Origin of the sequence: Winogradskyella ouciana (assembly GCF_009709615.1) — a bacterium.
Classification (GTDB): domain Bacteria; phylum Bacteroidota; class Bacteroidia; order Flavobacteriales; family Flavobacteriaceae; genus Winogradskyella; species Winogradskyella ouciana.
The window spans coordinates 1-471 of record NZ_WJYA01000024.1 but is presented as its reverse complement, the minus strand read 5'-3'; the positions used below and the strand labels follow the sequence as shown (position 1 = coordinate 471).

Below are 471 nucleotides of genomic sequence, written 5' to 3'. Positions count from 1 at the left end.
ATTAGAACATACATTAAGTATCAACCAAAACGGTGCATTAAAATTGGCCGAACAAGCCAACCTTGAAGCGGCTAAACTTAATAAACAGATCTCTATTGCGATACTTAACAACTCGGGGGTTGTTATCCTACTCTTGAAAGGGGATACCGTAGGACCTCACAACACAGAGGCCTCTCGTAGAAAAGCCTATACCGCACTTTCTACAAAAACCCCTAGTTTTATCTTAATGCAAAAAGCCGCCGCTAACCCTACTGCTCAAAATTTGAATACCCTACCCGAATTACTCCTATTAGGAGGTGGTGTTCCTATCTGGAAAGATGGGGTTTTGGTGGGGAGCATCGGTATATCTGGAGGCGGTAGTGGCGAAAACGACCACAATATCGCTCAAAAAGCGGCAGAGAATTTAGGATTTAATACCCAACAATGAAAATATCTATTCATATTTTACTATTCGTAAGCCTACTGATAAAT

The 471-nt window shown here is 41.2% G+C and carries 1 protein-coding gene; it reads left to right on the top strand.

Translation table 11 applies throughout. The features are described 5' to 3' along the window. Window positions 1-427 (top strand): GlcG/HbpS family heme-binding protein (locus F1003_RS15510; protein WP_155090341.1); only part of this gene is annotated, 427 nt, incomplete at its 5' end. Window positions 428-471: the final 44 nt, after the last annotated feature.